The following is a 16413-nucleotide window of genomic DNA, read 5'->3' as shown; positions in this document are numbered from 1 at the left end:
AGCTCCTGGATTGCTTCGCTCAGCGCAAAATTGGCAAGAACCAATTTTGTCGCGAGCTCGCAATGACGGGAAGCCGATCCAACCTCAACGAAGTTGGATCAGACGCTAGCACGACCGCAGTGGTGCGTGCTCCGGACACGGTGCAGCGAGCTTAGCGCGATCGCCTATGTTAGAGACCGCTATCCGCGTAAGCTCCCGCCGGTTCTCTTCGCGACCTCGGCGACGACCTTCGCCGCCACCGCTTCGATCTCCTGATCGGTGAGCGTCTTGTCTCGCGGCTGCAGCGTCACCGCGATAGCGACAGATTTCTTGTTCGCGTCGATGCCCTTGCCTTCGTAGACATCGAACACGGCGACGCCGGAGACCAGCTTTCTGTCCACGTTTTGCGCCGCGCGCACGATATCGGCCGCTTTCACACCGCGATCGACGATGAAGGCGAAGTCGCGCGACACCGGCTGGAACGCCGGCAGTTCCAGCACCGGCCTGGCGCGCGTCGGCTTCTGCTTGCCTTCCGGGATGCGGTCGAGGATCACCTCGAATGCGAGCAGCGGGCCGTCGGCCTTCAGCGCTTCGAGCACGCGGGGATGCAGTTCGCCGAAATAGCCTAGCACGTTCTGCGGTCCGATCTGGATCGCAGCCGAGCGTCCGGGATGCAGCCATGCCGGAAAGTTCTTCGATTCGCTGCTGGCTGCGACCTGCAACGCCTGCGCGGGCGCGCCGGCCGCGGCCAGCACAGCGAACGCATCGGCCTTTACATCGAAGGTATTGGCGTCGAGCGCATCCGCCATGGCCGAGCCCGACCAGTGCCGCCCGATGCCTGCCGACGAGGCAACGCCGCGGCGAACCCCTGCGGCGGCCATGAATTGATCCTGCGGACCGTCGCCCTTGAATATCTGTCCGACCTCGAACAGCGCCACGTCCGGGAAGCCGCGGTCGGCATTGGCCTGCGCGATGGCGACGAGACCCGGCAACAGGCTCGGCCGCATGTCGGAGAGATCCGACGCGATCGGATTGGCGAGCGCCAGTTCCTTAGCTCCGCCGCCGAACAGTTCGGCCTGCGGTTTTGCGATGAACGACCACGTCACGGCCTCGACTATGCCGCGTACCGCCAGCGCGCGCCGCGCGCGGCGGGTGCGCGACTGGATCGGGGTCAGGACAGGTTTACGCGGCGCGTCGCCGCGATCGAACGGCGTCATCGGCACCTTGTCGACGCCGACGATGCGCACGATCTCCTCGACGATGTCGGCCTTGCCCTGAACGTCGGTGCGCCAGGTGGGAATCGCGACCTTCACCACGGAGCCATTGCCGGCCACCATGAAGCCGAGATGACCAAGGATGCGGCGAACTTCCGCCAGCGGCACGTCGACCGCCGCGAGACGCTTGATTTCGCTGAGCGGGAAATCGACCACCCGATCATCGGGCAGCGCCTGCCCGACCACGACGGTCTCCGACGGCGTGCCGCCGCACAGTTCCATCACGAGCCGCGTCGCCATCTCAAGCCCGGGCACCATGAAGGCGGGATCGACGCCGCGCTCGAAGCGGTAGCGCGCGTCGGAATTGATGCCGAGCCTGCGGCCGGTCTGCGCGATATTGATCTCACTCCACAGCGCCGATTCGATCAGCACCTCGGTGGTGGTCTCGTCGCAACCGGACTCCTCGCCGCCCATGATGCCGGCGAGCGATTCGACACCCTTATCGTCGGCGATGACGCACATGCTCGGGTCGAGCGCGTAGGTGCGGCCGTCGAGCGCCAGCAGCGCCTCACTGTTGCGGGCGCGCCGCACCGTGAGATTCCCGTGCACCTTGTTCGCGTCGAACACGTGCAGCGGGCGGGCGCGGTCGTAGGTCATAAAGTTGGTGATGTCGACCAGCGCGTTGATCGGGCGCAGGCCGATCGAGGTCAGGCGCTTTTGCAGCCATTCCGGCGACGGGCCGTTTTTCACGCCGCGCACGAGCCGCAGCGCGAAGCCGGGGCACAGCGCGGCGTCCTCCACCGTGACCTTTACCGGACAGGGGAATTCGCCCTTGACCGGCTTGATGCTCGGGTCCTTGAAGCGGCCCATGTCGGCGGCGGACAGGTCGCGCGCGATGCCGTGCACGCCGGTGCAGTCCTGCCGGTTCGGCGTCAGGTTGATCTCGATCACGGGATCGCCGAGCCCGGCCCATTCCGCATAAGCAGTGCCGATGGGCGCATCGGCTGGCAGCTCAAGGATACCGTCGTGATCGTCGGAGATCTCAAGCTCGGCAGCCGAGCACAACATGCCGCGGCTCTCGACGCCCCGGATGGTGCCAACGCCGAGCGTTATGTCCTTGCCTGGAATGCGGGTGCCCGGCGGCGCGAACACGCTGACGAGGCCGTCGCGCGCGTTCGGCGCACCACACACCACTTGAATCGGCGCCGGCTCGCCCTTGTCGTTGGTCTCGCCGGTATCGACCATGCACACCCTGAGACGATCCGCGTTGGGATGCTGCACAGCGGAGATCACGCGCGCGACGGTGAACGGCGCAAGCGCCTTCGCCTTGTCGTCGATGTGCTCGACCTCGAGCCCGATCATGGTGAGCTTGTCGGCGAGCTTTTCGAGCGGCTCGTCGGTATCGAGATGGTCTTTCAGCCAGGAGAGGGTGAATTTCATGGCTGTGAACCTCGAACTAATGAAGCGGCGATTTCGGAAGGTTGGATATTTTCGGAGACGGACGCCTTGCTGTTCCCTCCCCCCTTGTGGGGGAGGGTCAGGGAGGGGGGTAAGCCGCCCATGCGGGAGGCTGCCGTTTGCCGAATTACCTCGACTACGCCTTCCAGACTCGACATCACCTCACCGTTGGTGAAACGCAGAACTTGAAAGCCTTCGGATGCAAAGAATGCGTCGCGAATCCGGTCAGCCTCTTGCTGATCCGCAAAATTATGAGATTCACCGTCGAGTTCGACGACTAGCTTTGCTGCCAGACAAGCGAAATCGGCAATGTAGCTTTGGAACACGACTTGTCTACGAAAGCCTAATCCTTCGATTCGATGTGCCTTGATGTAACGCCACAACAAGGTCTCGGCAGGCGTCATCGTCTGACGCAATTGTTTTGCGCGACTGCGCTGCTGCTTGTTGACTGACGCGTGAGGCATTCGCGCTCACCCCCCTCCCTGACCCTCCCCCACAAGGGGGGAGGGAACAGAAAGCAAGCGCGACCTACCGCAGGTGCAAACAGCAATCACAAACTCAATCCCCCCGCCAGCGTCGGCACCTCGAGCGGCTTGAAGCCGTAGTGATTGAGCCAGCGCACGTCGCCTTCGAACAACTGCCGCAGGTCGGCGATGCCGTATTTCAGCATGGCGATGCGGTCGATGCCCATGCCCCAGGCAAAGCCTTGGTAGACCTCGGGATCGAGACCGCACAGTTTCAGCACGTTCGGATGCACCATGCCGCAGCCGAGAATCTCCAGCCAGTCCTCGCCTTCGCCGAAGCGAATCTCGCCTCTGTCGCGGCGGCACTGGATATCGACTTCCAACGACGGCTCGGTGAACGGAAAGAACGACGGGCGGAAGCGCATGTTGACATTGTCGACCTCGAAGAACGCCTTGCAGAACTCGTGCAGGATCCATTTGAGGTGGCCGAGATGCGACGACTTGTCGATCACCAGCCCCTCGACCTGATGGAACATCGGCGTGTGGGTCTGGTCGCTGTCGCTGCGATAGGTGCGGCCGGGGCAGATGACGCGAATCGGCGGCTTTTGACTCAGCATGGTGCGCACCTGCACCGGCGAGGTGTGCGTTCTCAACAACAGGCGCGAACCATCGTCCTTCGGGTTGAAGTAGAAGGTGTCGTGCATTTCGCGCGCCGGATGGCCTTCCGGAAAATTCAGCCGGGTGAAATTGTAGTCGTCGGTCTCGATATCGGGGCCTTCGGCGACCGCAAATCCCATGTCGGCGAAGATCGTGGTGACCTCATCCCATACTTGGCTCAGCGGATGGATGCGGCCGGCTTCCGCAGGGGTCTCGCGCAAGGGCAGCGTGACGTCGATGGTTTCCGAGGCGAGGCGCGCATCGAGCGCGACAGCTTTCAGCACCTCGCGGCGCGCGATCAGTGCCTGCGTCACCGCGTCCTTGGCGAGGTTGATCGCCGCGCCTTGCGTCTTGCGCTCGTCGGGCGACATCTTGCCAAGCGTTGAGAGCAGCGCCGAGATCGAGCCCTTCTTGCCGAGCGAAGCGACGCGCACCGTCTCCAGCACGGCCTCGTCGGCGGCGCTCGCGATGTCGGCGAGGATTTGGGATTGGAGAGAATCGAGATTGGACTTTTCGGAATCGGACATGGGCGACCACCACTTGCACAGCGTCATGCCCGGACCTGATCCGGGCATCCATCTTGTGAAGAGCGATGGATCGCCGGGTCAAGCCCGGCGATGACGCCACTGTTGAAGCCAACGCGGCGTCATGCGGCGCCGACCCTCCCTCCAGGAGAGGGTAATAAACGATCAGGCCGCGAGCGCGGCCTTGGCCTTCTCGGCGATCGCCTGGAACGCGGCGGGCTCGTTGATGGCGAGGTCCGACAGCACCTTGCGGTCGACGGTGATGCCCGACTTCGACAGCCCGTTGATGAACACGCTGTAGGTCATGCCGAACGGCCGCACCGCGGCGTTGAGACGCTGGATCCACAGCGCGCGGAAGGTGCGCTTCTTGCGCTTGCGGTCGCGGAAGGCGTACTGGCCGGCCTTGTCGGCGGCCGCCTTGGCGGCGCGAATGGTGTTCTTCCGGCGACCGGAAAAGCCCTTGGTGATCTTGTAGACTTTTTTGTGCTTGGCATGAGCCGTCACACCGCGCTTGACGCGAGCCATGACCGATCTCCTTCAAATGACTGGGGAATTTTGAGCCGCGCGGGCGCGGCTGGGTGGCAATGATGGCGTTCGGCCGTCAGGCGTTCGGCAAGAAGTACTTCTTGATGTTATCGCCGTCGGTCTTGAACAGGATGCGGGTTCCGCGAAGCTGACGAATCTGCTTCTTGGTCCGCTTGATCATGCCATGTCGCTTACCGGCGTGGGCGGACACCACCTTGCCGGTCCCGGTCACCTTGAAGCGCTTTTTAGCGCCCGATTTGGTCTTCAGCTTGGGCATTTGGCTCTCCTGTTGCCACGAAAAAATGCGCCCCGAGGGGCGCTTTTTGCGGCGAAATGCTCGCTAGAGCGTTGAAAATGCTCGACTACTTTCTGATATGAAAGTCGCCGGCACGGTCGTCGCCACGGCAGCCCTAAATCAGCCGGGCGGCGAAAATGGGCTTATGGCAGAGGATGGCCGGATTAGCAACGGCGAACGGGCGTATCCCGGGCGCGGAGCGATCTCGCAAACCGCTTCCGCGAGTCGTCCCTGCGAAAGCAGGGACCCATACGGGGCGGACTCGCGATGGAATCGGGGCGGCGTATCTTTGCCGCCATCGATCGCCGGGGTTATGGGTCCCCGCCTTCGCGGGGACGACGAACATTCCGTCATGCGCGGGCTTGACCCGCGCATCCATCAATTTTTGAGACGGATTGCCGGATCACGTCCTGCAATGACACACTATGACTGGAAGGCCGCCACGCTCAGCGCGGGGCCAGCACCATGACAACCTGGCGGCCCTCGAACCTGGCGTCCTGCTCGACCTTGGCGTAGGCGGCAACGTCGGTCTTCACCTTGTCGAGCAGCTTGGTGCCGATCTCCTGGTGAGCCATCTCGCGGCCGCGATAGCGCAGGGTGATCTTGACCTTGTCACCCTCCTCGAAGAACCGCTGCATCGCCTTCATCTTCACGTTGTAATCGTGATCGTCGATCATCGGACGGAGCTTGATCTCCTTGATCTCGACGATCTTCTGGCGTTTGCGGGCTTCCGCGGCTTTCTTCTGGGCCTGAAACTTGTATTTCCCGTAGTCCATGATCTTGCAGACGGGAGGGCTGCTGTTCGGAGCGATCTCGACCAGATCCATACCGGCATCCATGGCCATCTTGATCGCAGAGATCGTTTCCACGGTCCCTTGGTTGATGCCTTCCTGGTCGATCAGTTGAACCTGGGCATTGCGGATTTCATCGTTGGTGCGCGGCCCGTCTTTCGCGACGGGCATTGGCGCTCTATTGGGACGGCGAATGGGTGGATCTCCAATGTTGTGAAAGAAGCGCCTATTTAGAAGGAATAAGCGCCTGTGGGCAAGCGGCGGAATGCACCGCGCGGGCAAAACGGTCAGATGCGAGGTAATTTGGTCACGCCGATCAACTCAAACCCCAGAATCCGCTACTTGTTCCGTGCTTTCGCCAACATTCATTGACGGCTAGCGGCTGGCCGCGAGATACAACGCAAAACGGGACGGGCGGCATGACGAACGGAACGGCAGCGCAATTCATCGAGGTCGGCAGCGGGAACGCGATGCGCCGGATCGCCGTGCGTGCGCGGGCCGGCAGCTTCCCCGGCCTGTTCTGGCTCGGCGGTTTCAGGTCCGACATGGCGGGCACCAAGGCGCTCGCGCTCGATGCGTGGGCGGCCGAACGCGGCCGCGCCTGCGTGCGGTTGGATTACTCCGGCCACGGGATAAGCGGCGGCCAATTCATCGACGGCACCATCGGCCGCTGGCTCGAGGAAAGCCTCGCGGTGTTCGATGCCTTTTGCGAGGGCCCACAGGTCGTGATCGGCTCGTCGATGGGCGGCTGGATCGCGCTGTTGCTGGCGCGTGCGCTCGCCAGACGCGAAGCCCCGCGGGCGCCGCTGGCGGGTCTCGTTCTGATCGCACCGGCGCCCGACTTCACCGAGGAGCTGATGTGGAAAAACTTCTCGCCGGAGATCAGGCGCGCCATCGAGACCGAGGGCATGTGGCTGCGGCCCTCGGACTACGGCGACCCCTACCCGATCACCCGCAACCTGATCGAGGACGGCCGCAATCACCTGCTGCTCGGCGGCAGCATCTCGACCGGCTGCCCGGTGCGCATCCTGCAGGGCGCGCAGGACCTGGACGTACCGTGGCGGCACGCCTTCGCGCTGACCGAGCGGTTGCCGAGCGACGACGTGGTGCTGACCATGATCCGGGACGGCGATCATCGGCTGTCGCGTCCGCAGGACATCGCGCGCATCCTGGCGGCGGTGGCGGAGTTTTAGACCAACCGCCGAAGCGCATCCCCGGACTTGCAGTCGTTCCGGGCCCCGGAAACTAACCATTTCACTTGCGCGTCACGACCAGTTTGGCGGAGCCTTCATTGTTGCGATAAAACGCATCATAGAGTCCGGGAATGCCCAGCACCGCATCGTTGACGAAGATGAAAAGTTCGCCGCTGCGCGTCGGCCGGATCACCGTCTCGACCTTGCCGTCCTCCGGATCGGGATCGAGAAAGACCTCCTCGCCGCCGGTCGTGCCGTAGCGCAGCACCAGGCGGAACCACGGCCGCGTCAGTTCGCGGCGCAACGGCACGCCGAGCATCAGCCATAAGCGTTGCGACCAGCGCGGCGCGTCGGTGGTGTAGAATCCGCCTAGCGGCGAGGGGATATCTCCGTCGCGGAACGGCTGCGTGGTCTCGACCTTGACCAGATAGCGCGCGCCGAAACCGTCCACCGCGATGCCGGTGCCGGCGCAGGGCTGCGACGTTTTGAAATCGAACGTCGCCTGCTCGCCGCGCGCGAGCCCATGCATCTTCGGGCTTTCATCGCATGTGAAGCCGGCGACGTCCTGCACGTTGTAGATAAGATGGCTACCGAGGGTGACGCCGAGATAAACGAACAAGCCTGCGAAGAACGTCGGCGCCCAGCGGCGCTTCAACTGCCGGTGAAACCAGATATAGGGCCCGCTCGCGCGCAGCCGGTAGATCCAGTTGGTCGGCAGGCCTGTCGGCGCCGTCGGCAAGCGTTGCCAGATCGCATTCATCGAATCCGAGATGCGGGTCGCGAGCCGCGTCCCCCAGAACGTCAAACCACCCGCGAGTGCGAGCAGCGCGAGAAACTGGCCCGGGCTGCGCGCATAGGCGTTGATCCAGGTTTGCGCGAAACCCGGAAGAAACCCGCCGACAACGCGGATGATGTCCGACACCCAGCGGATCGGGCTGGTGTATTCGTCCGCCGCCGGCAGCGAGCGCGCCAGCGGATAAAGCAACAGCCACGCGGTGGCGCCGACGGTGGCGAAATAGACCAGCCGCCGTTTCCAGATCGTGTTCCAGACGTACTCCTGCGTCTCGGAGCGAGCGAGCGCCTTGGCGCTGCTTTCGAAGCCGTATTGATCCGGCGTCAACACCAGCCCGTCGTCGGTCGCGACGTCATAAATCTTCGGCAGCCCGACCGGCGCATAGTCTTGCGAGCGGCTGGCGATGCGCTTGAACGCGCTGACATGCACCTTCGGCCGCGTGACGACGACTTCGTCGTTCCTGGAGAAGCGAAAGTTGCAAAGTTCGGCCAGTTTGCGCGGGCCGTAGCGATAGTAACTGCCGAGCCCCTTGCGCGGATCGTAGAGCCGGCCGTCCTTGTCGCACATCGAGATGGCGTTCTTGAGCGGATCGGGATCGGCCGGCGGCGTCGCCCGATCCGACTTGAGGCGCAGACCGCAGGCCTCCGCCTGCCTCAGCATCCAGACCAGCGGGATGAAGGCCAGCGCATCGTCCGGATAGCCGCCGCCGACATTGGAATGCACGCCGGCGAACCACACCTGGCTGATCTGCTCGTCCGCGAGATGGCGGTTGCCGTCGTCGCGCGGGGCGAGCGGCGGCGCGCCGCGCTCATCCCACAATTCGGGATGGAAAGTGGTGCGCGGCTCGTCGAGCGACAGCGCCTGACAGGCGCGCCTGACGCGCGTGCGGTCGAGCGTGTGGTTGGGTAGTTCCAGCGGCCAGATCCATTTGCTGACGCCGCGCGTCATCTCGTCGAGCGGCAGGCCGTAGGCGGCGACGGTGTCCCACACGCCGATGAAGCGGATATGGTCCACCTGGCGATTGTCGCGCTTGTCGTAGCCTTTCCGCAGAAACAGGTCGCGGAGGCCGCGGAAGATGTCCTCGATGTGCCAGAACGTATGGAAACGCTCGCGCCGATACTGGCGATAGGCGGCCTTGGCCTTTCGCGACAGCTCGGCCTCATTGTCGGCGGCGACAAGACCCTGATTGAGGATCAGTCCCATCACCACGCGGATGGTGAAGCCGCCGCGGCTGAAGCCGAAGCCGAACAACTCGTCGCTGTCGTCGCGCCAGTTGCGGCAGGCGAACTTGTAGATATCGATGACGTTGCGCTTCAGCCCGAAGCCGAAAGCGCCGCCGAGAATGGCGAGCGGCTTGAACGACGAGGTGCCAACCCCGTCGTCGTAGAACGCCACCTGATCCGACCCCGAAAGATCGATCGCTTCGAACGTGCGCCAGACATTGGTGCGCCAGACTTTTGCGGCGGAGTTTCCGGTGCCGTCGGACAGCAGAACGATTTTCCGGCCCATGCCCGCCCCCGGAAACGATGTCGCCCGACGTTGATCCGCCTTTTATTCAAAACCAACGACGCACGCGACGGACGTCGTTTCTCAGCGCACTCGATCGCGGCAAAATTCAGCTTGCCCGATCGAGGCGGGAAAAGTTGGCGGCTGCTCGATAGAGACGACCAGTCGCCAAACTCGTTCTCGGTTGTGACATTCAGCGACGGGATCGAGGTCATCGCCAGCCGGCCGACCTCCATTCCCGCCACCGCCTGACGGCCGTCACAAAAAGTTGGTCACAGCCCTCGCCGAGGACACCATCGCGTTGCTCAATCCGTCCCGAAGATTCGTCAGGAGATTGGAGAATAGAGACGGACCAGCGCTCGCGGTCTTGCGGTTCGCCTCCAGCCGCCTCATGCTCAAGCTCGGCCCGACGGACTCTGAGGTTATGTCATCAGCAGCCTGATTGGCCAACGACACGGGTGTCTCCTGGATGGAAAGACTCGCCTCTTCGCTACCGGCCGCGACCGATTCGATCACCGTGGCATATTCGACAACCTTGATCGGCTTGCCCTTGAGGTCGAGTATCGGGGTGTACGAGGCTTGGATCCAGACTTCCCGGCCGTCCTTGCCGATACGCTTGTATTCGGCCGATTGAGCCTCGCCGCGATTCAAGCGCGCCCAGAAATCGCGATCAGCAACGCCTGCCCGCTCCGATGGCTCCACGAACATGCCAACGTGCTTGCCCCGCACTTCGCCGAGGGTGTAGCCCATCTCCTTGAGGAACTTGTCGTTGGCGGTAATGATCGTGCCGTCCAGGTTGAATGCGGCCACTGCCTGCGCGCGGTCGATGGCGGCAAGCTGACCTGCATTGTCGAGAGCCTCGATCTTCCTGGCGGTGATATCGGTCGCGAGCTGGATAACTTTCGTCGGTTTTCCCTTCGCGTCCAGGATCGGATTATAGGAAGCCTGAACCCAGATCTCCCTGCCGTCCTTGCCGATACGCTTGTACTCGGCCGATTGCGACTCGCCCCGATTGAGCTTGGCCCAGAAATCGCGGTATGCGGTGCTGCCTCGCTCGCCCGCCTCCACGAACATGCTGTGGTGCTTGCCCTGGATCTCCTTGGCGAGGGAGTAACCAAACGTTTTCAGGGAATTATCGTTGGCAGTAATGACCTTTCCGTCCATGCCGAATTCGACGACCGCCTGCGACTTTCCGATGGCTGTGATCTGGCTTTCCAGGTTGGCCATCTTCAATTTCTGGCTGGTTATGTCAGTCGCGAACGTGACGACCTTGAAGGGCTTGCCGTTCTCGTCTGCGATCGGGTTGTAGGTCGCCTGAATCCAGACCTCGTTTCCGGCTTTACCAATGCGCTTGCATTCAGCCGACTGCGCCTGTCCCTGATTCAGCCTGGCCCAGAATTCGCGATAGGCAGCACCTGCTCGCTCCGTGGGCTCCACGAACATGCGGTCATGCTTCCCCTGCACTTCGCCAAGGGCGTAGCCCAACGCGTTGAGGAAGATTTTGTTTGCGGTAATAATCGTGCCGTCGAGGTTGAATTCGACCACCGCCTGCGTGCGGTCCATAGCGGAAACCTGACCCGCATGGTCCAGAGCCTCGATCTTTTTCGCGGTGATATCGGACGCGATCTCGATAACTTTTGTCGGTTTCCCCCTCGCATCCAGCACGGGAAGATAGGAAGCCTGAACCCAGACCTCCTCGCCGTCCTTGTCGATACGTTTGTACTCGGCCGATTGCGACTCGCCCTGATTCAGCCTGGACCAGAAGTCGCGGTATGCGGCGCTGGATCGTTCGTCGGCCTCCACGAACATGCTGTGGTGCTTGCCTTGAACGTCCGCCAGCCTGTAACCGAGGATGTTGAGAAAATTCTCGTTGGCGGTGATGACCGTTCCGTCAAGACCGAACTCGATTACGGCCTGAGATTTGCTGATTGCTGCGGTTTTCGCAGCATTTTCTTTTGCGATTGACCATTTTTTGAAGAAAAACATTCTTCCCCTCCCAAGAACCAGGTCCAAAGAACATCAAAGCTTCCGACTCGCGGGCGAAAGCTTGGTTTACTGACCATGAAGGGGTTCGGTTAAAGCGAGGTTAATGCGTCTCGTAGATTTACTAAAAGCTGGCCTCAGTTTTCTCGCGCCAGGTCGCTTCAGGCACGGCATCCGGGGCCGCAAAATCTCGACAGGACTTATCGTGCGGCGGACCGCGCCGCGTGGCCACTCCCGCCGCAAGCGAGGGCGCCTCGCATACGCTATTGTTGTGCCATGAAAAATCTGGAGCGGGCGAAGGGATTCGAACCCTCGACCCCGACCTTGGCAAGGTCGTGCTCTACCCCTGAGCTACACCCGCATCCGATAGCCGGCGACCGATTACCGGCCGCCGGAGCGCAGAGCTATGCCAAATGCAGCCTGCGAATGCAACAGCCAGATATCGCCGATTGTTCCCTGAGTCCGGCCCTGGCCGGGATACCCGTTGCGCCGGACGGTCCGGTGGGCGTTCCACCGATTGCAAAATTTCCACGCAGGGACCAATTAAGAGTTCGGGCCGCAGTAGGACCGGCCCATTCCGGGGACATCAGGCGAGGATCATGTGACCATAGTCGAGCAAGCCAGCGGGCCGCAGGCGTCGGATCTGATCAGGGAGACGACGACCCAGACCTTCATGAATGACGTCGTCGAGGAATCGACGCACCAACCGGTGTTGGTCGATTTCTGGGCGCCGTCATGTGCACCGTGCCGCCAGCTCACCCCGATCCTGGAAAAGGCCGTGCTCGCCGCCGGCGGCAAGGTCAAGCTGGTCAAGATGAACATCGACCAGCATCCCGCCATTTTCCAGCAGCTTGCGGCACAGATCGGCAATCAGTCGATACCGGCGGTTTTTGCTTTTGCCGGCGGCCGACCGGTCGACTACTTCATGGGCGCGGCGCCCGAGAGCCAGATCAATGCCTTTATCGGCAAGCTGACTCAGGGCGCGGCGGCGCCCGGCGGTCCGAATGTCGAGGAAATCCTGCAAGAGGCGGAGGCCGCGCTCGCCGCAGGCGATCCGACCACGGCGGCCTCGATCTACGCCGAGGTTGTCGGTTTCGACGCTGCCAATCTTCCGGCAATCGCGGGACTTGCGCGCTGCTATGCAACCACGGGCGCACTCGACAAGGCCAAGCAGACGCTGGCGCTGGTGCCGGAATCGAAGCGCGGCGACGCCGCCGTGACCACCGTGCAGGCCATGATCGACCTCGCCGAACAGGCGAGTTCGCTTGGCCCTGTCGCCGAACTCGAACGGAAAGTGACAGAAAATCCGCTCGATCATCAGGCGCGATTCGACCTCGCGACCGCGCTGAACGCCGGCGGCAAACGTAGCGATGCCACCGATCACCTGCTCGACATCGTCAAGCGCGACCGCAAATGGAACGACGACGCCGCCCGCAAGCAGCTCGTGCAATTCTTCGAAGCGTGGGGCGCCGCCGACGAAGCCACCGTCGAGGGACGCAAACGCCTGTCGACGATCCTGTTTTCCTAGTGGTTTGATTCTCACATTCGCATCCGCAGGGATTTCTCGAAAGCACCGGATCCGCCCATGCCCATCAATGCCGACTATCGCGGTCCCGGTGACCTTCCCGAAGTGATACCGGTCTTTCCGCTGCCCGGCGCGCTGCTGCTGCCGCGCGGGCAGATGCCGCTCAATATCTTCGAAATGCGTTATCTGGCGATGGTCGACGACGCGTTCCGCGACGGCCATCGCCTGATCGGCATGATCCAGCCCGACATCACCAATTCCGCAAGCGAGGACCGGCCGAAGCTGTTCGGCGTCGGCTGCGTCGGGCGCATCACCCAGTTCGCCGAATCCGGCGACGGCCGCTACATTCTCGAACTCACCGGCGTCTCGCGTTTCCGGGTCGCGGAAGAGCTGACGGTGTTGACGCCCTATCGCCAGTGCAAGGTGGATTTCTTCGCGTATGCCGATGATCTGACCGCGCGCAAGGGCGAGGACGCCGTCGACCGCGAGCGGCTGCTCGAAGTGCTAACCGATTTTCTCAAGGTCAACGACCTGAAGGTGGATTGGGAGGGCATCGAGACCGCGCCGAACGAGGCGCTGGTCAACGCGCTGGCGATGATGTCGCCCTACGGCTCGCCGGAAAAGCAGGCGATGCTGGAAGCGCCCGATCTGAAAACGCGCGCGGAAATTCTGATCGCCGTCACCGAAATGGACCTCGCGAAAAAGCGCACCAGCGGCGACCCCGGGCTGCAGTAGCCTGCCTGCGAGCACCCCGACCATAATCTTTCGAAGAGACCGCGCATGACCGCCCCCTCCGATCGCCCCGAAGATACCGTCGATCCAAAGCTTCTGGAGATTCTGGTCTGCCCGGTGACCAAGGGACCGCTGGAATTCGACGGCGCGCGGCAGGAACTGATTTCGCGCTCGGCCAAACTCGCCTACCCGATCCGCGAGGGCATTCCGATCATGCTGCCGGAAGAGGCCAGGAAGATCGAGTAAGGGTGACGTCGGTTCGACCAGGCCAACGGAGCGCGTGCCGCGCCGGTGGCTGCGCGCGCGCCGCGAAGCGCCGCGGGCCCGTGTTGTCGCGTCATTGCACGACCTCGCCGTGCTGGGTGATGTCGAGACCTTCGCGTTCGTTCTCGCCGCTGACGCGCAGGCCGATCACCGCCTTGATGGCCAGCAGGATAATCAGGGTGACGATGGCGTCATAAACGACGGTTGCGAGGATGCCGTAGATCTGGACGATCACCTGATGGACGTTGCCGTCGATCAGGCCTGAGCCGGCCTTGTTGATGGCGGTGCGGGCGAACACGCCGGTGAGCAGCGCGCCGATGATGCCGCCGATGCCGTGGACGCCGAAGGCGTCGAGGCTGTCGTCATAGCCCATCATGTGCTTGAGGCCGGTGGCGCCCCAGTAGCAGCCGATGCCGGCGACCGCGCCGATCACCAGCGCCCCGGTTGGGTCGACGAAGCCCGAGGCCGGGGTGATGGCGACGAGACCGGCGACCGCGCCGGAGCAGATGCCGAGCACGCTCGGCTGGCCGCGCAGACCCCACTCGACGGCCATCCAGGCCAGCGCCGCGGCGGCGGTCGCGATCTGCGTCACCGCCATCGCCATGCCGGCCTGTCCGCCGGCCGTCACCGCTGAACCGGCGTTGAAGCCGAACCAGCCGACCCACAACAGCGACGCGCCGATCACGGTCAGCACCAGGTTATGCGGCGCCATGTTCTCGCTGCCGTAGCCCTTGCGCTTGCCGAGCACCAGCGCGCAGACCAGCCCCGCGACGCCGGCGTTGATATGAACCACGGTGCCGCCGGCGAAGTCGAGCACGCCGAGACCGCCGAGAAATCCGCCGCCCCATACCCAGTGTGCGATCGGCGCATAGACCAACAGCGACCACAGGCCCATGAACCACATCATCGCCGAGAACTTCATGCGATCCGCGATCGCGCCGCAGATCAGCGCCGGCGTGATGATCGCGAACGTCATCTGGAAGCACATGAACACCGATTCCGGGATCGTCGGCGCGGCGGCGGCGACGGAGTCGGTGCCCATGCCCATCAGCAGCATGCGCGAGACGCCGCCGAGAAAGTTGGTGCCTTCGGTGAACGCCCAGCTATAGCCGATCACCATCCAGAGCACGGTAACAAGGCAGGTGATGGCGAAGCTCTGCATCACCGTGGCGAGCACGTTCTTCTTGCGCACCATGCCGCCGTAAAACAGTGCGAGGCCGGGGATCGTCATCATCAGCACGAGCGCGGTGGCGGTCAGCATCCATGCGGTGTCGCCCGAATCGATTTTCGGCGGCGATGCCGCGGCAGCAGCAGTGGTCTGGGCCAGTGCCGTGTCGGCGAATCCCGCAAGGCCGACTGCTGCGAGTATCGCCGCGACGGCCAGTCCTGCGCGGGCCGGGCGTTCGAACCTCATGTGCTTTGCTCCCGATTGAGGATGGATGACCGCGAAATCAGACCGCATCAGCATCGAGCTCGCCGGTGCGGATGCGAACCGCGTGATCGAGGCCGATGACAAAGATCTTGCCGTCGCCGATCCTGCCGGTCCGCGCGGTTGAGGCGATGGCTTCGATGACCGCATCGACCTGGCCGGAATTGACCGCGACCTCGATCTTGACCTTCGGGAGAAAGCTCACCGCGTATTCGGCGCCGCGATAGATTTCCGTATGGCCTTTCTGGCGGCCGTATCCCTTGACTTCCGTCACCGTCATGCCGTGCACGCCGATCGCGGTTAGGGCATCGCGGACCTCTTCGAGCTTGAAGGGCTTGATGATCGCCATAACGATTTTCATGCGTCCGATTCCTGCTTAGTCTAGCCCGACTGCACCATGCCAGGCGGTCTCGGCTGGGACTCGCCATGCCGAGAATTGTCGCGGCGCGAGCACAGCCGGACTCATGCAATCAAATGCCGTGCCAGACCGGCATTTATCTCATAACTAACTGGAAGTTATAGTCTTTTCGCGGTGTTCGAGGAGCCGCGTTTATTGCCAGGTCAGGCCACGCCTAAAAAACCGGCCGGCCGTGCCCAATGCAAGAGCAGGTCTCCCGCCCGAGGTATCAGCGATCCTCAACATCGTTCACAGCGCGTCGTCGTCGGTCTCGCCGGTGCGGATGCGCAGCGCGTGATCGATCGGAATCACGAAAATCTTGCCGTCGCCGATCTGGCCGGTGCGCGCGGCCGCGGTGATGACCTCGACGGTCTTGTCCGCAAGCTCCGAGGCGACCGCGACCTCGATCCGCAGCTTGGGCAGGAAATTCACGACGTATTCGGCGCCGCGATAGATCTCGGTATGGCCTTTCTGACGCCCGTAGCCCTTGACCTCGGTCACGGTCATACCGTGCGCGCCGACCGCGGTCAGCGCCTGGCGGACCTCGTCAAGCTTGAAAGGTTTGATAATGGCGACGACGAGTTTCATGGTCCGACCTCTTCATCCCCTTGGCAACCCGGTTTTGACCGGATCCGTTCCCGGCCAAATCTGGCATCTTTCCGAGAGGATGGCACAGGAAACTTG

15 protein-coding genes and 1 tRNA gene are annotated in these 16413 nt (G+C 62.9%); 4 read left to right on the top strand and 12 right to left on the bottom strand.

Features of this window, described 5'->3' with window-relative positions; all coding sequences use genetic code 11:
* Window positions 1–179: 179 nt before the first annotated feature.
* The 6 genes from pheT to infC all read right to left on the bottom strand — a co-directional run bounded on the left by pheT (window position 180) and on the right by infC (window position 6102).
* Window positions 180–2633: a phenylalanine--tRNA ligase subunit beta gene (gene pheT / locus V4R08_RS11630; RefSeq protein WP_335579500.1), complete on the bottom strand. Its 2454-nt coding sequence runs from the start codon at window positions 2631–2633 to the stop codon at window positions 180–182.
* A complete protein-coding gene (locus V4R08_RS11625; protein WP_335579499.1) occupies window positions 2630–3115 on the bottom strand; it encodes an endonuclease domain-containing protein in 486 nt (161 codons plus the stop codon). The genes pheT and V4R08_RS11625 overlap by 4 nt, the downstream gene beginning before the upstream one ends.
* An 86-nt stretch (window positions 3116–3201) precedes the next feature.
* Window positions 3202–4299 carry a phenylalanine--tRNA ligase subunit alpha gene (gene pheS, locus V4R08_RS11620; RefSeq protein ID WP_335579498.1) on the bottom strand — a complete coding sequence of 366 codons (1098 nt, stop codon included), beginning with the start codon at window positions 4297–4299 and terminating at the stop codon, window positions 3202–3204.
* A gap of 162 nt (window positions 4300–4461) precedes the next feature.
* Entirely contained in the window at window positions 4462–4821 is a 360-nt protein-coding gene (gene rplT / locus V4R08_RS11615) for a 50S ribosomal protein L20 (RefSeq protein WP_011508683.1), read from the bottom strand.
* A gap of 76 nt (window positions 4822–4897) precedes the next feature.
* Window positions 4898–5098, bottom strand: coding sequence for a 50S ribosomal protein L35 (gene rpmI / locus V4R08_RS11610; protein WP_011508684.1), 201 nt, complete (start codon window positions 5096–5098; stop codon window positions 4898–4900).
* A 464-nt stretch (window positions 5099–5562) separates the two neighbouring features.
* On the bottom strand, window positions 5563–6102 hold the full coding sequence (infC, locus tag V4R08_RS11605; RefSeq protein ID WP_335580255.1) for a translation initiation factor IF-3: 540 nt from the start codon (window positions 6100–6102) through the stop codon (window positions 5563–5565).
* A 224-nt stretch (window positions 6103–6326) separates the two neighbouring features.
* On the opposite strand from infC, the gene V4R08_RS11600 reads away from it, so the two are divergent.
* Window positions 6327–7100, top strand: a complete 774-nt coding sequence (locus V4R08_RS11600) for an alpha/beta hydrolase (RefSeq protein WP_335579497.1) — start codon at window positions 6327–6329, stop codon at window positions 7098–7100.
* A 61-nt stretch (window positions 7101–7161) separates the two neighbouring features.
* Here the strand turns inward: V4R08_RS11600 and V4R08_RS11595 are convergent, their stop codons facing one another.
* The 3 genes from V4R08_RS11595 to V4R08_RS11585 all read right to left on the bottom strand — a co-directional run bounded on the left by V4R08_RS11595 (window position 7162) and on the right by V4R08_RS11585 (window position 11743).
* Complete coding sequence (locus V4R08_RS11595) at window positions 7162–9402, bottom strand: T6SS phospholipase effector Tle1-like catalytic domain-containing protein (RefSeq protein ID WP_335579496.1); 2241 nt, start codon at window positions 9400–9402, stop codon at window positions 7162–7164.
* A gap of 255 nt (window positions 9403–9657) precedes the next feature.
* Complete coding sequence (locus V4R08_RS11590; protein ID WP_335579495.1) at window positions 9658–11385, bottom strand: PAS domain-containing protein; 1728 nt, start codon at window positions 11383–11385, stop codon at window positions 9658–9660.
* 283 nt (window positions 11386–11668) lie between these two features.
* Window positions 11669–11743, bottom strand: a tRNA-Gly gene (locus V4R08_RS11585).
* A 240-nt stretch (window positions 11744–11983) separates the two neighbouring features.
* Here V4R08_RS11585 and V4R08_RS11580 point away from each other — a divergent pair.
* The 3 genes from V4R08_RS11580 to V4R08_RS11570 are packed head-to-tail and all read left to right on the top strand — an operon-like array spanning window position 11984 to window position 13885.
* On the top strand, window positions 11984–12910 hold the full coding sequence (locus V4R08_RS11580) for a tetratricopeptide repeat protein (RefSeq protein WP_335579494.1): 927 nt from the start codon (window positions 11984–11986) through the stop codon (window positions 12908–12910).
* Window positions 12911–12967: 57 nt separating this feature from the next.
* The gene (locus V4R08_RS11575) at window positions 12968–13642 is read left to right on the top strand and encodes an LON peptidase substrate-binding domain-containing protein (RefSeq protein ID WP_335579493.1); all 675 of its coding nucleotides are present in this window, start codon (window positions 12968–12970) and stop codon (window positions 13640–13642) included.
* Window positions 13643–13687: 45 nt separating this feature from the next.
* A complete protein-coding gene (locus tag V4R08_RS11570; protein ID WP_335579492.1) occupies window positions 13688–13885 on the top strand; it encodes a Trm112 family protein in 198 nt (65 codons plus the stop codon).
* A 91-nt stretch (window positions 13886–13976) separates the two neighbouring features.
* Here the strand turns inward: V4R08_RS11570 and V4R08_RS11565 are convergent, their stop codons facing one another.
* The 3 genes from V4R08_RS11565 to V4R08_RS11555 all read right to left on the bottom strand — a co-directional run bounded on the left by V4R08_RS11565 (window position 13977) and on the right by V4R08_RS11555 (window position 16317).
* A complete protein-coding gene (locus V4R08_RS11565) occupies window positions 13977–15317 on the bottom strand; it encodes an ammonium transporter (protein WP_335579491.1) in 1341 nt (446 codons plus the stop codon).
* Between the two features lie 37 nt (window positions 15318–15354).
* On the bottom strand, window positions 15355–15693 hold the full coding sequence (locus V4R08_RS11560; protein ID WP_335579490.1) for a P-II family nitrogen regulator: 339 nt from the start codon (window positions 15691–15693) through the stop codon (window positions 15355–15357).
* Between the two features lie 285 nt (window positions 15694–15978).
* Window positions 15979–16317, bottom strand: coding sequence for a P-II family nitrogen regulator (locus V4R08_RS11555; RefSeq protein ID WP_335579489.1), 339 nt, complete (start codon window positions 16315–16317; stop codon window positions 15979–15981).
* Between the last annotated feature and the right edge of the window lie 96 nt (window positions 16318–16413).

The organism is Nitrobacter sp. NHB1, assembly GCF_036964665.1.
In the GTDB taxonomy this organism is placed as follows: domain Bacteria; phylum Pseudomonadota; class Alphaproteobacteria; order Rhizobiales; family Xanthobacteraceae; genus Nitrobacter.
Note: the sequence above shows the minus strand (reverse complement) of the source record. Positions and strands in the feature narration are given on the sequence as shown.

Bases quoted from the DNA above. Each gene is read 5' to 3' on its own strand.
- pheT (WP_335579500.1), bottom strand. From the start codon at position 2,633: ATGAAATTCACCCTCTCCTGGCTGAAAGACCATCTCGATACCGACGAG.
- V4R08_RS11625 (WP_335579499.1), bottom strand. From the start codon at position 3,115: ATGCCTCACGCGTCAGTCAACAAGCAGCAGCGCAGTCGCGCAAAACAA.
- pheS (WP_335579498.1), bottom strand. From the start codon at position 4,299: ATGTCCGATTCCGAAAAGTCCAATCTCGATTCTCTCCAATCCCAAATC.
- rplT (WP_011508683.1), bottom strand. From the start codon at position 4,821: ATGGCTCGCGTCAAGCGCGGTGTGACGGCTCATGCCAAGCACAAAAAA.
- rpmI (WP_011508684.1), bottom strand. From the start codon at position 5,098: ATGCCCAAGCTGAAGACCAAATCGGGCGCTAAAAAGCGCTTCAAGGTG.
- V4R08_RS11600 (WP_335579497.1), top strand. From the start codon at position 6,327: ATGACGAACGGAACGGCAGCGCAATTCATCGAGGTCGGCAGCGGGAAC.
- V4R08_RS11595 (WP_335579496.1), bottom strand. From the start codon at position 9,402: ATGGGCCGGAAAATCGTTCTGCTGTCCGACGGCACCGGAAACTCCGCC.
- V4R08_RS11590 (WP_335579495.1), bottom strand. From the start codon at position 11,385: ATGTTTTTCTTCAAAAAATGGTCAATCGCAAAAGAAAATGCTGCGAAA.
- V4R08_RS11575 (WP_335579493.1), top strand. From the start codon at position 12,968: ATGCCCATCAATGCCGACTATCGCGGTCCCGGTGACCTTCCCGAAGTG.
- V4R08_RS11570 (WP_335579492.1), top strand. From the start codon at position 13,688: ATGACCGCCCCCTCCGATCGCCCCGAAGATACCGTCGATCCAAAGCTT.
- V4R08_RS11565 (WP_335579491.1), bottom strand. From the start codon at position 15,317: ATGAGGTTCGAACGCCCGGCCCGCGCAGGACTGGCCGTCGCGGCGATA.
- V4R08_RS11560 (WP_335579490.1), bottom strand. From the start codon at position 15,693: ATGAAAATCGTTATGGCGATCATCAAGCCCTTCAAGCTCGAAGAGGTC.
- V4R08_RS11555 (WP_335579489.1), bottom strand. From the start codon at position 16,317: ATGAAACTCGTCGTCGCCATTATCAAACCTTTCAAGCTTGACGAGGTC.